Annotated in this window: 9 protein-coding genes; 5 read left to right on the top strand and 4 right to left on the bottom strand. The window is 53.4% G+C overall.

What is annotated here, in order from left to right; genetic code table 11:
* Positions 1–35: 35 nt before the first annotated feature.
* The 3 genes from ppc to efp form a co-directional block, all read right to left on the bottom strand.
* Entirely contained in the window at positions 36–2651 is a 2616-nt protein-coding gene (ppc, locus tag Q4563_RS13125) for a phosphoenolpyruvate carboxylase (protein WP_303604790.1), read from the bottom strand.
* 371 nt (positions 2652–3022) lie between these two features.
* Positions 3023–3973 carry an EF-P lysine aminoacylase EpmA gene (epmA, locus tag Q4563_RS13120; RefSeq protein WP_303604789.1) on the bottom strand — a complete coding sequence of 317 codons (951 nt, stop codon included), beginning with the start codon at positions 3971–3973 and terminating at the stop codon, positions 3023–3025.
* A 7-nt stretch (positions 3974–3980) separates the two neighbouring features.
* Positions 3981–4553: an elongation factor P gene (efp, locus tag Q4563_RS13115; RefSeq protein ID WP_303604788.1), complete on the bottom strand. Its 573-nt coding sequence runs from the start codon at positions 4551–4553 to the stop codon at positions 3981–3983.
* Positions 4554–4594: 41 nt separating this feature from the next.
* Between efp and epmB the strand changes: the two genes are divergently transcribed.
* The 3 genes from epmB to Q4563_RS13100 all read left to right on the top strand — a co-directional run bounded on the left by epmB (position 4595) and on the right by Q4563_RS13100 (position 9925).
* Positions 4595–5602 (top strand): EF-P beta-lysylation protein EpmB, encoded by a 1008-nt coding sequence (gene epmB / locus Q4563_RS13110; RefSeq protein WP_303604787.1) that lies wholly within the window; start codon positions 4595–4597, stop codon positions 5600–5602.
* 146 nt (positions 5603–5748) lie between these two features.
* Positions 5749–7554 (top strand): hypothetical protein, encoded by a 1806-nt coding sequence (locus Q4563_RS13105; protein WP_303604786.1) that lies wholly within the window; start codon positions 5749–5751, stop codon positions 7552–7554.
* Between the two features lie 289 nt (positions 7555–7843).
* Complete coding sequence (locus Q4563_RS13100; RefSeq protein ID WP_303604785.1) at positions 7844–9925, top strand: EAL domain-containing response regulator; 2082 nt, start codon at positions 7844–7846, stop codon at positions 9923–9925.
* 117 nt (positions 9926–10042) lie between these two features.
* Here the strand turns inward: Q4563_RS13100 and serB are convergent, their stop codons facing one another.
* Positions 10043–11260, bottom strand: coding sequence for a phosphoserine phosphatase SerB (gene serB / locus Q4563_RS13095; RefSeq protein ID WP_303604833.1), 1218 nt, complete (start codon positions 11258–11260; stop codon positions 10043–10045).
* 210 nt (positions 11261–11470) lie between these two features.
* Here serB and Q4563_RS13090 point away from each other — a divergent pair, with 210 nt between their 5' ends.
* On the top strand, positions 11471–12691 hold the full coding sequence (locus Q4563_RS13090) for a hypothetical protein (RefSeq protein WP_215976140.1): 1221 nt from the start codon (positions 11471–11473) through the stop codon (positions 12689–12691).
* A 237-nt stretch (positions 12692–12928) separates the two neighbouring features.
* Positions 12929–14638, top strand: coding sequence for a GNAT family N-acyltransferase (locus Q4563_RS13085; protein WP_215976141.1), 1710 nt, complete (start codon positions 12929–12931; stop codon positions 14636–14638).
* Positions 14639–14713: the final 75 nt, after the last annotated feature.

Genomic DNA, 14713 nt, shown 5'->3' with positions numbered 1-14713 from the left:
GCACCCCGTGTCTTTCTTCGTCAAACCAGACCCCGTCAGCCGGTATTACGCATTCCCGCGGAAATGCCCGCCATGGTCACTTTCAATGCACGCTCTAGCTCGTCGCTAAAGGGTTTGCCACTGCGATAACGCTTGAGTAGCTCCGCCTGCAGGTAGTTGAGCGGGTCTATGTAAGGTTTGCGCACACTGAGTGTCTGGCGCAGCACCGGATCGGAATCAAACAGTTCATCTTGTTTTTTAATCCGGTTAATCAGCACTTCCAGCGCACCAAGATCCGCCCGCAATTCCTGCCCCAGCGGGTGCAACTCTTGTGGCACCAACTGCTTTTCGTAATAGGCGGCGATGGGCGTGTCGGCTTTGCCGATGACCATTTCCAGCAAATCCAAAAATGATGAGAAGAACGGCCAGTTGTCGACCATATCGTTCAACGTTGTGGGTGACTCTTTCAGGGCAAACTCCAGCGCCTGACGGGTACCCAACCAAGCGGGCAGATTTAAGCGCACTTGCATCCAGGCAAAGACCCAGGGAATAGCGCGTAGACTTTCGACACCGCCGGTGGATTTGCGCTTGGCAGGACGCGACCCCAGCGCCAAAAGGCCCAACTCTTGCTCGGGCGTTAACGACCGAAAGTAAGGCACAAACTGTGGGTGCCCCTGAACGACTCGGCGATACCCTTCGAGGCTGGCCTGCGCCATACGCTCGATTAGATCGCGCCACTGCGCCTGCGGCGCTTCGTGCGGCTCCAGTGTCGCGCGCAAAGTTGCCACCATATAAGTAGACAAGCTACTAAAAGCAATTTTAGGTAAGCCGAATTTATAGCGGATCATTTCGCCCTGCTCGGTGACCCGAATTTTGCCTTTCACCGAACCCGGCGGCTGCGAGGCCATGGCCTTTTCCACCGGGCCGCCGCCCCGGCCTACGGTACCGCCGCGACCGTGGAACAAAACTAAATCCACTTCGTGTTTATCGGCCAGCTGTACTAAGCGCTCTTGCGATTTGTACTGAGCCCAGGTAGCGGCAAATTTGCCGGCGTCTTTGGCCGAGTCCGAGTAACCAATCATCACGGTTTGTTTGGTGTCGGTATAGTCGCGGTACCAAGGCAATTGCCATAACAGATCCATCACCTGGGCGGAGCGGTCCAGATCATCCAGAGTTTCAAACAATGGCACAATGGGCATATTCCAGCTCATGCCGCTCTCGCGCAATAGCAGCGCCACCACCAATACATCCGACGGCTGTTGTGCCATAGAGATAATATAGGTGGACAGGGTTTCGGCCGGTTCACTGGCAATTACCCGACAGGTTTTCAATACTTCGGCGCCCTCGTCACTGACCGGCCACTGGGCTGGTATCAAAGGTCGCTTGTCTTGCAAATGTTTAAGCAAAAACGCTTGCCGTTTGGCTTCGTCCCACTCCAGATAGCTACCCATATCCAGGTATTGGGTCAACTCATCCATAACGGCCACGTGGCGCTCGCCGTCCTGTCGCACATCCAGAGGCACCAGATTGATGCCAAAACTGTGTACGCGGCGGATAGTGTCCAACAGTGGGCCATTGGCGATATGCGGCAAGCCCACATCATTGAGCGAGCGATAGCAGAGCATCAATGGCTCAAGCAAATCCTCGCGGCTCTCAATTAGTCCGGCGGGCTTGGCCGGCGCTTCCCCTTTCAAAGTGCCTTCAGCCCAGTCCAGGGTAGCCTGAATACGTTTGCGCAACTGCGCCAGAAAATCGCGATACGGCGTATCGGAGTCGCCCACTTGCTCGCGCAACTCTTCGCTGGCGGCGTGCATACTTAAATCACCATACAGGCCCTGTATATCGCGCAAGTAGAGCTCTGCCGCCATCCAGCGCCCCAACAGTAACACTTCGCGTGTCACCTCATGGGTGACATTGGGGTTGCCGTCGCGATCGCCGCCCATCCACGAGAAAAAGTGGAACGGGTGTAAATCCAGGGGTAATTTTAAATCCAGGTGGCGATGACACATACGGTCCAGATGGCGAATAAAGTCGGGCACCGCTTGCCACAAACTGTTTTCTACTACCGCAAAACCCCACTTGGCCTCATCCACTGCGGATGGACGCTCGCTGCGAATTTCATCGGTGGACCACATCTCTTCCACCAGCCGGTGCAAGCGACCGCCAATTTTGTCCTCTTCAAAAGACAACAAGTTGCCACGCTGCTGATCGGACAGAGTATTGACGATTTGATCGTACTTGCGAATCAGCGTGCGTCGGGTCACCTCGGTGGGGTGAGCCGTTAACACCAGCTCGATGCGCAGCTCACGAATGACATCGGTCAGCTTTTCCCGCCCGTAAGTTTGCGAAAAGTTGAGCAACATGGCTTTTAAACCATCCTCAGGTTCAGCCTCAGCACTGGCGCTGTATTCTTGGTCGGCCATATTGGCTAGGTTTAAGAATTGATTAAAGGCCCGCACGATAGGAAGGATTTCCTCGTCGTTCAGCTCGCCCAACAACTCCACCAGAGCACTGGAGTCATCATTTTCGCTCTGGTTGATACTCTTGCCCAACTGGCGGATCTGTTCGATCCTGCTAAAACGCTCTTCGCCCTCGTGGTCGCGAATGGTCTCGCCCAGTAATTCCCCTAGTAAGCGGACGTTTTCCCGCAGGGTTTCGGGTAACTGTTGCATCAACATTCTCCGTAGTTAAAAAGGCTATTTTAGTGGAATTTTCCAATCCGCGTCAGCGGCCTTATTCCAAAAGTATTCATTATCCACATTCGCTGTGGATAACTTTGTGCACGGGCTTTGCGTAACCTCCGCCAGACCCCGCGAACACTGGCCTGAACCAAACTGTGCGATTCGCATCCAGTGCAAAAGTCACACAAAATCAGCACCTTAAAACGCTTCATTTCGATCAGGGAATAGACGACAGCGCTCGCCAATTGTGCACTTGCAACCGTGGTTGACCACCGCGTTCATCATGCCAAGGCCAGCGGTGAACCAAAATAGGTCGAGTTATGCACAACTCGCACACTGTGGAAAACCTTTACCGGTTCAGCTTAGGCCCGCGCGGTAGGAAACGTCAGCACCTGCTCAATACTCGTGGCGCCCAATATATGCATTAATAAACGGTCCACCCCCAAGGCGACACCGGCACAAGCTGGTAAGCCCGCCTCCAGGGCCGCCAGCAAACGTTCGTCAGCCCGGACATCGGGCAAACCCAGTGCTTGGCGCTTCGCGCGATCGGCGGCAAAGCGCTGAGTTAATTCATGGGCGTCGGTCAACTCCCAGTACCCGTTGGCAAGCTCCATCCCATTGAGAAAAGCTTCAAAGCGCCGCGCTACCGGTTGTCCTGTTTCATCAGGCACAATTCGAGCCAGTGCCGCCTGAGAGGCGGGATAATCGTAAATAAATGTAAGCCCGGGCGGCAGGCGCGGCTCAAGAACGTGCGTAATCAATAAATCCAACCAGTCGTCTCTACTCAGGCCCGTGCCATTAATCTCAATAAAACGGCTGGCTACAGTTGCCAACTCGGAGGCCGTTGCTAAATGCGGATTCAGTTCAAGCTCATCAATAAACCACTGTTGGTAACTGCTATAGTTTATCGCCACATCAGGCATGGCCAAGGCAACGACCTCGGCCACCTCACCCATCAAAGCGCGGTCATCCATGCCCAGGCGGTACCATTCCAGCAGGGTAAATTCACTGTTGTGCCGTGTGCTGTTTTCCCCGTCGCGAAAAGCTTTACCGAGCGAGTAAACGCAACGAGGCACGGCCGCCAGCAAGCGTTTTAACGCGTACTCTGGCGAGCTTTGCAGATAAGCGCACTGGTCATTGCGCCGGGCGATGATGGGCTGAATAAAGGGGTCGGTAACAAAGCGCGCGCTCAATAAAGGCACTTCGACTTCAAGCACATTGCGGGTAGCGAAGAACAGGCGAACTTGCTGGTAGAGATGCGCCCGCGCCTCAAGGGCGTCGGGCGTAGCGGTAGGAGCGTAATCATCACTCATCGAGTAATCAGTCTTTGGTCGCGCGCCCCAAATATTCGCCTGTACGGGTATCCACACGTACCACATCACCTTCATTCATAAACAGCGGAACTTTGATCACAGCCCCGGTACTTAACGTCGCAGGCTTGGTGCCACCTTGAGCCGTATCGCCTTTCAAACCGGGATCGGTCTCGGTCACTTCCAGCTCAACGTGATTGGGCGGGGTAACCACCAGCGGCGCGTTGTTAAACAGAGTGACCACGCACTTATCTTGCTCGCGCAACCATTTAACCGCGTCTGCCACAGCCTTTTCGTCGGCGGCAAACTGGTCGAAATTGTCAGGGTCCATAAAGTGCCAAAATTCGCCGTCGTTATAGAGATACTCCATATCGCGGTCCATCACATCGGCACTTTCCAAGCTTTCGTTGGAACGGAAAGTACGATCCCATACACGACCGGTGGTCAGGTTACGCAACTTCACGCGGTTAAACGCCTGCCCTTTACCCGGCTTTACTAGCTCATTTTCAACAATGTTACATGGATCGCCGTCCAGCATTACTTTCAGCCCGGTACGGAAATCACTGATAGAATAGGTCGCCATAACCCCTCTCGTATTTATTTAGCAAAAATGTAAAGGCGCCAATGATACATCGAACCGCCCCCACATGGCACACCGAAAGCTGGCAAGAGGCGCTGAAAAACCTAATTCGCACCCCTGAGGCGCTATTTGAGCTGCTGAAACTGGACCCGAAAGACTTACCCGCCGCGCACTTAGCCGGCCAAAAGTTTGCTCTGCGAGTACCGCGCAGCTTTGTTGCCCGCATGGAGATAGGCAACCCCAATGACCCCCTGCTGCGCCAAGTTTTACCCTTGGGTGATGAGTTATTGGCCGAGCCCGGTTACAGCCAAGACCCGCTGGGTGAAGTTGCGGCCAACCCCCACCCGGGGCTTATTCACAAATACCAAAGCCGAGTGCTGCTGGTGGTGACCGGCAGCTGCGCGATTAATTGCCGCTACTGTTTTCGCCGTCACTTCCCGTATGAAGATAACCGCCCCAACCGCAACACATGGCGCAAAGCACTGGACTATATTGCCCGCGAGCCCTCCATTAACGAGGTCATCTTCAGCGGCGGCGACCCACTCAACGCACCGGACAACACTCTCGCCTGGCTAACCGCACAAATTGCTGAGATTCCTCACATTACTCGTTTGCGGGTACACACTCGCTTGCCTATCGTGGTGCCTTCACGCATTACCAGTGAGTGCCTGCAGTGGCTGGCCAGCGATCGGTTTAACAATGTTCTGGTGATTCACGCCAACCATGCCAACGAGATTAACCACGAGGTCGCCACAGCCCTGGGCCAACTGCAACAGGCCGGCGTCACCCTGCTCAATCAAACCGTGCTTTTGCGCGGCGTGAACGATTCGGTTGAGACGCTCAAAGCACTCAGTGAGCGTTTATTCCAATGCGGGGTACTGCCCTATTATTTGCATACCCTAGATAAAGTTCAGGGCGCGGCCCATTTTGACGTGCCACTGCCCAAGGCCCGCGCGCTACATAAGGCGTTACGCGAGAGTGTATCGGGCTACTTAGTCCCCAAATTGGTGCAAGAGATTGCCGGCGAACCCAGCAAAACACCTGTTTTTTAAAATGCAGTCGCAAGCTTATCCAAGCCCCTATATGGGTTATTTTTAGGTTGACTGAGGCACTTGTTACAACATCTATTGCCAGCGAGGGCGACACAGTGCATGGTTATCCGCTATATTCCTATTATCAAAGCAACGATAAGCCATAGATGATGACAAACGAGCCCTCTCAACAAGCACTGCTAAAGCGTTTGAGACTGCCTGAGCCAAATCTAAAACAACTCAGCTTTTGCAAGAGCCCGACCGTCAAAAGCATAGAACAGTGGGTAGACTCCCTCCCCCTGACTCGCACCAGTTTTATCAGTGCGGTGCTTTACTCTGCCTTGCCCGAACTGGCGCGTTTAAAAACCGATGGCGAAAACCATTTTAACCTGCTGGAAGTCGTCCGACCGGTGGTGTTTGGTTGCATCTCTGGCCTGTCGAAAGGCTTTTTGAACCAGCCCATTATTTTGCCCGACCCCGCACGCAAAGCCGCCACGGTCGCTCAAGCCTTACAAAAACATTTGAGCAACGCTTACTCCAGCGCTGTGCGCGACACCTTTAACAACAAAGCTTGTGCACAAACCAAAGCCACCTGTATTCACCGTGCAATCACCGGCTTGGGGTTGCTACTGTTACGCAGCTATCAACTCTACACTCCAACCCCACACCAGGTATGGAGCGAGCTGCACACACTTTACCGTCTGGCCGAGCTCGAAGGCCTATCTCAAGAGCTGGTGAAAGACCCTATGTCGGGTCAGCGCGGTGTGCGAACAATCGAACAAGCTTATTTGCGCGTCATCTTGCTCGCGGCGGGCCGCCCCAATCAATTGCGTCAGAATGATCTGTTTAATGTGTACAATGCTCTGGAAGAGCTGTCTGCCAAAACATCGCTGAATCAACTCGACCCCGATACAGCGCAAAATTTATACAGCTTAATGCTCGACAGCGACACCCCTCCGGTTTACCGAACTCGCCTGCCCCTGTACGAAAGTCAAGATGTTCGCCAACTGGATACGACCGAGTTATGCCAATGCCTAAATGACATGGTAACCGACCCCGAACGGATGAAAGCGCTCAAGCTCAACACGGGTTTATTGGGTCACGCTATTAACGCCTGGCAACAGCCGGCGCTACGCAATTTCGAACGTACGGCCGGTGATGGTCAACTGGAAGTAACCGTCGGGCTCACCAACCTGCATTTTCATGTGGCCGACGAAACGCCATTTAATCTATTTATTCGACAGTCATCAGGTCTAGATGTAGATGATGAAGATAGCATCTATCAAAAACGCAGCATAAAATTAAAAGACCAAATTGATCCTAACCAAGCCGACCCCTGGGGAGAGGCTTTTGATGTTGCCAAACCGCGCTTTGCCTCTTCATTACAGGCCACAACCAATATTGATGAGGCCTTGCGCCGCTCAACGCTCATGCGTTACCGCGGACAGCACCCTATTTTTTCGGTAGAGGTGGTGGATGTCAGCGCCGGCGGTTACTGCTTAGAGTGGCACACCGAAAGTCCAGTTCAGTTAAAGGCCGGAGAGATTCTCGGTGTGCGCGAACCCGGTCGCCATAAGTGGGCCATTGCGGCGGTGCGCTGGGTGCAACAATCGCGCAGTTCCAGCCAACTCGGCGTTCAATTACTCGCCCCCCAAGCCCACCCTGCGGCGGCGGCTCCTATTCAAAAAACCGGTGATTCAGCCGAGTACCACCGGGTCTTGGCTCTGCCGGCCCAGCGATTGGCAAACCGGCCAGCCAGCTTGCTTACCAACTCGGTCAGCTTTCATGAGCAACAAAAGGTCAAGCTGTACCAAGGCGGCCGCGTGACCACTTTACAGCTGACCAGGCGCCTATTTACTACCGGCTCCATCAGTCAATTTGCCTACAAAACCTTGGCAACGGCCGAAAGCCCGGCGGAAGCAAATACCCAGAAGCAAAATACAGAAGACTTTGACTCCGTGTGGCGCAGTTAAAGCTTTGGAAAGGCGTACTGTGTCGCATATATCCACACAAGGGCAATTCTCGACTCAACAAGTAGCGAATGACTGTTGTGGTCGGCTCGGTTTCGGGTAATATAGGGTCGATACAGTATTGGTACGACAAAAAAAGCAAGGAAATGGCGACCAGCGGCCTTATGCAATGCCGCAGCGGCGATCGAACAAGTTCACAACTTACTATGGCAGTGACTGTTTAACTTGTGAGAGCATCGAGCAATAACGGCGTCAACCATACCACCACAAAGAAAGAGCGCAATAACACTCTATGAATCCCAACGATACGATCCGCCTGCTCATCCTCAACGACTCACAACAAGAGGCTGAGCGCCTGATCAGTATGCTGCAAAATGCTGGCAAACCAAATCGAGCGCAACATGTTACTAATGCCGACTCGTTAGCCAAGCTGCTGGAAGAGCAAGCTTGGGATTTACTCATTGCCCATGAAAAAACTCAAAATTTGGCACCTAGTGACGCCGTTCAGCAAATCCGTCGCCTAAACAAAGATGTTCCCGTCCTTCTGCTCAGTGACGAGGAAGGCAGTCAAGTGGTGGTGGAAGGCCTAAAACTGGGCGCTGCCGACGTAATTCGCCTGGATGAAGACCAGCACTTACTACTGGTCATCAATCGCGAAATGCTCAATCGCAAACAGCGCCAGGAAAAACGCATTGCCGACCGCCAATTCCGCGAATCCGAACGGCGCGCCCAATCCTTACTCGACAGCTCGCGCGACGCAATCGCCTACGTGCAAGACGGTCTCTACTTATACGCCAACGAGTCTTTTGCCGAGTTGTTTGCCTACGAAGACAAAGACGATATCGACTGCATGCCCATCATGGACATGGTGGCTGAGCGGGATCAAAAAAACCTGAAAGACTTCATCAAACAGTTCACCCTCAAAGGCGCTGGGGCTGAATCTTCGCAATTGAAATTTCAGGGCATTAAGCAAGACGGCAGTATTACCCCTATTGCCCTAGAGGTTAGCCACGCCACTTACGATGATGAGCCCTGCCTGCAATTTTTAGCCAAAGCCACCAAGCTCGACGCGGTCTCAAGCGAAGAAATCGAAGCGGCTAAATCACTCGATGTGGTCACCGGCTTATACAATCGTAGCTACATGATGAGCGCGACAGATAAAATCATCGACAACATCAGCGACGATCAAAACCGCGCCCTACTCTATATTGACATTGACGATTACACCGAGAGCGTACAAGGCAAGTTTGGCGTCAGCGGCGCCGATGCGGCCATTGCCGACCTCGCCCAGCTTATCAACAAGGTCACCAAAAAAGGCGAATTGCTGGCGCGTTTTGGCGATAACAGCTTCACCTTACTGACGGGCACAACCACGACATCGGAGGCAGTAAAACGCGCAACAAAGATTAACGCCGCTATTGCCGAACATATTATCGACATCAAAAATGTAACCTTGCAGGTCACCGCCAGTATTGGTGTATCGGTAATTAATGAAAACAGCAGCAAAGCAGAAACTGCCATTGAGCAAGCGCTCGATGCGATGGAAAAGGCGCGCGCCAGTGACGAGTGCACCGCCATGCTATACGAGCCGCCCATGAGTGATGAAGAGCGGCAAGAGAAGAACATGATCGCCGATGTGCGTCATGCGCTGGATAACGACATGTTCCATTTAATGTTCCAGCCTATTATTAGCTTGCGCGGCTCCGACGAGGAGCATTACGAAGTCTTGGTCCGTCTAAAAAGCGGCAGTGGTGAACAACTGCCACCGGAGCAATTTATCGACGCCGCCATTGATGCCGGTATTGGCGGCAAGATGGATCGCTGGATTATCTTAGAGTCGATTAAAATGTTGTCCGAGCACCGCGCCCAAGGCAATCACACCAAGTTAATCGTCAACCTCAACCGTGTCTCGGTTTGTGACGAGTCCCTGGTGCCTTGGTTAGGCGTCGCCTTTAAGGCTGCGGGCTTATCGGCCGACGCAATTGCCTTCCAAGTGCAAGAGCGCGACATCACCAACCACCTAAACGCTGCCAAGGCGCTAAACAACGGATTGGACAAACTGGGCTCCATGCTGTCTATCAGTAACTTTGGCTGCTCGCTGAATCCATTTAATGCACTGAAACACGTCAACGCTAAAGTCATTAAAGTCGACGGCTCCTTTACTCAAGACATTCAGAGCAAAAGTGAAAGCCCCGAGGGGCTGACCCAACTACTCGGCGGCCTACACGAGCAAGAAAAAATCACCATCGTCCCCTTTGTGGAAAACGCCAGTGTGCTCTCGACATTATGGCAAGCAGGTGTGCACTACATTCAAGGCCACTACCTGCAAGAGCCCACCGAGTCGATGAGCTACGATTTTAATATGGAAGGGTGAGTCTGAGGTCTGAGGTCTGAGGTCAAAATTTTTCGGTACAAGCCACTCCCCTGCCAAACCCGCGCTGATCTTTGGCACTTGGCATCAGACGTCCGACATCAGGCATCGGACGGGCCCTCAAACAATCCGGTCTCTATCCCGAAACCCCATCAAATAGAGAATAGCATCTAGCCCCAGCGTTGAAATGGCTTGTTCGGCGCTGGCTTTCACCAAAGGCTTAGCACGAAAGGCTATTCCGAGGCCGGCGGCGCTGAGCATGGGCAGGTCATTAGCGCCGTCGCCCACGGCAATGGTTTGCTCGGCGGTAATGCCCTCGCGCTCGGCCAGCAGTTTTAATAACTCCGCTTTGCGCTGACCATTTACCACCTCGCCTTTTACCTCACCGGTCACTTTGCCGTCGACAATTTCCAGCTGGTTGGCGAATACATAATCCACCCCTAACCGCTTTTGTAAAAACTCACCAAAATATTGGAAGCCACCGGATAAAATCGCGGTTTTATAACCGAGGTGTTTTAAACTGCTAATCAGTTTTTCCGCCCCTTCGGTAATGGGCAGATTCTTGGCAATATCGGCCAGAACGGTCTCGTCCAAACCTTTCAACAGGGCCATACGGCGGGCAAAGCTCTCGTTAAAATCCAACTCGCCACGCATGGCAAGCTCGGTAATTTCCGCCACCTGCTCACCCACGCCCGCGGCTTTGGCTAATTCGTCAATCACCTCGGCCTCGATCAGGGTCGAATCCATATCAAAGCACACTAAACGGCGGTTGCGGCGATAAACTGTGTCGCGCTGGAAGGCAATATCAACCTCGTGATGAGTCGACAGCTCCATAAAGTCGGCGCGCAGTGCTTCGCGATCGGCCGGCTCGCCGCGCACGGAAAACTCCACACAAGAGCTGCTGCGTTGGTCGAGTCCATCGAGGGGAATACGCCCGGACAAACGATTAATATTGTCGATATTTAAACCGTGCTTTACCGTCACCTGAGTCAGATCGGCAATTTGCCCAGCGGTTACCTCACGCGCCAACAGGGTGACGATATAGCGCGCCTTACCTTGATGCTCAACCCACTGCTGGTAACTGGCTTCATCAATGCAGGTAAAGCGCACCTGAATTGACAGCTCCGCCACTGCCGCTCGGATTTCTTGTAGAAGGGTTTCTTGCTCAACCGCACCGGGGTCAATACCGACCAGCAGTCCTAACGTTAAGTTATCGTGAATCACCGCTTGGCCAATATCGAGCACAGCGGCCTGATAGCGATTAAGCACCTGAGTGATGGCAGAGGTTACACCGGGCTTATCTTCCCCGACGGCATTGATCAAGACGATTTCTTTCACGGTCACCAGCGCTATGATAAAAGCAGGCATTATAGCGTTTAACCGTCGTCAAATACTAACAACGGCCGGAAAAAAACTGCCCTCGATGACGCTTTATGTTCCCCAGCCTCACCTAACCGACAAAGGTCCGTGCCCACGACCGGTGAATTGCGTTAAGATACCCCACAGCAACTACAGCGCCACCTTCCACCAGAGAACACTGAGCCTTAAATGACACTGAAGCAAACCCTTAGCCGCCACCCCTTGCTGGGTTTATGCCTATCGCTGATGGCGCTATTGGGCTTGGCCGGCGCCTTGCTAACGTTGCATTTTGCTCAAGGGCAACTGGAGCAGGATGCCAGCCACTACGGCGAAGCTTTGGCCGAGCGCGGTGCGTCACAAGCGGTTGAACCCGCCATCAGCCAAGACATGATCAGCCTGCAGGTGATTCTGCAAGCCATTGCCCAACAGCCGAGAGTCAGCGGCGCCACCATTCACGATGTAGAAAACCAACTGTTGGTGCAAAGTGGCTCTGGGGATGCTCCGCAGCATTATGCCAAACTTAACTTTAGCGCCCCCATTACTCTGGACACCCACATCGCTGGGCATTTAACCGTTTCGCTAGCGCTGCCACCCACCCATTATATTTACGCGCGCTATATTGTTATTTGGGCGCTGATGGTAATGGCTGCCATGTCGATTTGCGCCCTCAGTTACCGCCACCTTTGCCAAAACCAGACAGACAAAACATCCGCTCCTACTCAGCCCGAGCCTGACCAGCACGCCTGCGATACAACCACAGACTTGTACGCCCCCGAAACAGCGGCAGAACAGGCGCCCCATGAACAAGAGGTGCCAGAGCAAGAAACACCAGAACAAACAGCGTGGCAAGAAACGGGGGCAGATGAAAGCGAAGAACCTCTGAGCAATTGCGCCGATGCTCCATACGAAACCAGCACTGTCATCGTGCACCTTGAGCTAATCAACTTAAAGCAACTGCAACAGCAGTTATCACTGCACGGTTACCAGCAATGCCTGCAAAAATTCAACCAGTTAATGAAAGGCATATTGGCACTGTATGCCGGCCAGTGGGTCAGTCTGGAAGACGGCAGACTCACCTTAATAGTGAACGCCGACACCCGTGACGACGCCAGCTTTTACGGTATATGCATTGGCCATCTAACCTGCACTCTCTCGCAAGAACAAACCAGCCCTCGCATTAAAGTGGCCGCGCGGGTCTTATCCGACTCGGCTCATAACAACGCCATTTATCCAGAACTGCCGATGGGCACTATCTGGGTGGACCCAAGCCTTCACTCCTATGCATTGAGTGACCACATTGCTATGTGCGAACAACAGTGTGTCAATCGTATACTTCCCCCCTACCAAGCACTGCTTGAGCGCCAAAGCTCGCAGCTGCTGGCGGCTGTGAGACAAAATGAACCCAGCTAACAGACTGACCTGTAGTCGCCGCTGCCACTTTTCGATGGGTGGACAAACACTTTCAAAATAACGTCTAAATGACGAAGCAACCTGAAAGCCTGAGTACATAAGGGGGTTTTCAGCAGCCGGCCAAACACTGTCATCATTTGGTCACCCAAGCATCACCTAACTGTCATTAAAGCGCACTAGCGTAGCTTGTCATTAGCCCCCAGAGTTTAACTGGGGCCATAAAGACAGGCCATGCGTATGTTGAATATCGAACAATCGGTTACCGATAAATTTCCGCGGTTCGCCGCCACCAAACCCATCTTAAAAAAGCCCACCCTTTCGCTGCTGCGCCGCTTAACCCACGAGCAGCAAATCAACGCTTTTTTGCGTGACAACGAGGGGCTAAAGGGCATCGATTTTATCGATCAGATTTTCGACTACTTCAACTTTAACTACAGTGTGGGCTCGCGCGACCGCAATAACATTCCATCCCAGGGCCGGGTGGTTATTATTGCCAACCACCCCATCGGCTCGCTGGACGGCCTGGCACTGTTGCATATGGTGCGCAGTGTACGGCCCGATGTGCGTATTGTTGCCAACGATATGCTGATGGCCTTTGAGCCATTGCACGACGTGTTCTTGCCCCTCGACAATATGACGCGCGGCGCTTACCGCAAGAGCTACAAAGCCATTATGGATGCGCTTAAAGACGAGCAGGCGGTCATCATTTTCCCCGCTGGTGAAGTCTCGCGCGCCACCGCCAAAGGCATTCGCGATGGCGCATGGCACGCGGGCTTTTTGCACTTCGCCCGCAAAACCGGCGCACCCATTTTGCCCATCTGCATCGACGCTAAAAACTCGCTGCTGTTTTACTCCGCCTCCATGCTCTACAAACCGTTCGGTACCGCGCTGCTGGCGCGCGAAATGTTTAAAAAACAATCCACCGAAATTCGTATGCGCATCGGCGAGACGATTCCCGCCTCAGAGCTGGAGGCTAAAAATCTGGCCGACAAAGCGCTGATTCGCCGGCTGAAAAAACACCTGTATAAACTGCGCAAAAAACGCGATGCGCAATTCGTCACCGAACGCACCATCGCCCACCCGGAGGAGCGCAGCGCCCTGCGCAAAGAATTCGCGCAAGCGCAGCAAATCGGCACGACCTCCGACAACAACAAAATATTTTTGTGCAACTACGCCGAGCACCCCACCATATTGCGAGAAGTTGGCCGCCTGCGCGAACACACCTTCCGCAAAGTCGGCGAAGGCACAGGCGCCCGGCGCGATCTCGACAAGTACGATCATCACTACCTGCACCTGGTACTGTGGGACGACGCCAACCTCACCATTGCCGGCGCCTACCGCATTGGCGATTGCGGTCGTATTTTGCAAGAACACGGCGCCGAGGGGCTCTACACGAACGAACTGTTCACCTATCACCCCGCCATGTTTACCTATCTGGAGCAGGGCGTGGAGCTCGGGCGCAGCTTTGTTCACCCCGACTACTGGGGCAAGGCCAGCCTGGACTATCTATGGCAAGGGCTGGGGGCTTACCTAAACCACAACCCGCAGGTGCGCTATGTGCTGGGGCCGGTGAGCATGAGCGACACCTACCCCAAACACCTGCGCGACTTAGTCGTGTTCTTTTACCAGCACTATTTCAGTACCGGCCAACCACTGGCACTGGCACCTCACCCCCATGTGATAGAACCGGAAACTTATGAGCAATTACTGAATGAGTTTAAAGCACTGGAGCAAGATGACGCCCTGCGCCATATGCAGCAACAATTCAGTGCCGCCGGCCACAAATTCCCCACCCTGTACAAACAGTACGCCGCCCTCTACGAGCCCGGCGGCTACAGCTTAATCGCCTTCAGCGTCGACTCCGACTTCGGCAACTGCCTGGACGGTTTGTTTATGGGCGACTTAAGCAAAATGAAAGCGACCAAGAAAAAGCGGTATTTTGGTTGAATGCGGAATGCGGAATGCGGAATGCGGAATGCGGAATGCGGAATGCGGAATGCGGAATGCGGAATGCGGAATGCG

The sequence above is a fragment of the Gilvimarinus sp. 1_MG-2023 genome, assembly GCF_030548285.1.
Note: the sequence above shows the minus strand (reverse complement) of the source record. Positions and strands in the feature narration are given on the sequence as shown.

Bases quoted from the DNA above. Each gene is read 5' to 3' on its own strand.
- ppc (WP_303604790.1), bottom strand. From the start codon at position 2,651: ATGCAACAGTTACCCGAAACCCTGCGGGAAAACGTCCGCTTACTAGGG.
- epmA (WP_303604789.1), bottom strand. From the start codon at position 3,973: ATGAGTGATGATTACGCTCCTACCGCTACGCCCGACGCCCTTGAGGCG.
- efp (WP_303604788.1), bottom strand. From the start codon at position 4,553: ATGGCGACCTATTCTATCAGTGATTTCCGTACCGGGCTGAAAGTAATG.
- epmB (WP_303604787.1), top strand. From the start codon at position 4,595: ATGATACATCGAACCGCCCCCACATGGCACACCGAAAGCTGGCAAGAG.
- Q4563_RS13105 (WP_303604786.1), top strand. From the start codon at position 5,749: ATGATGACAAACGAGCCCTCTCAACAAGCACTGCTAAAGCGTTTGAGA.
- Q4563_RS13100 (WP_303604785.1), top strand. From the start codon at position 7,844: ATGAATCCCAACGATACGATCCGCCTGCTCATCCTCAACGACTCACAA.
- Q4563_RS13090 (WP_215976140.1), top strand. From the start codon at position 11,471: ATGACACTGAAGCAAACCCTTAGCCGCCACCCCTTGCTGGGTTTATGC.
- Q4563_RS13085 (WP_215976141.1), top strand. From the start codon at position 12,929: ATGTTGAATATCGAACAATCGGTTACCGATAAATTTCCGCGGTTCGCC.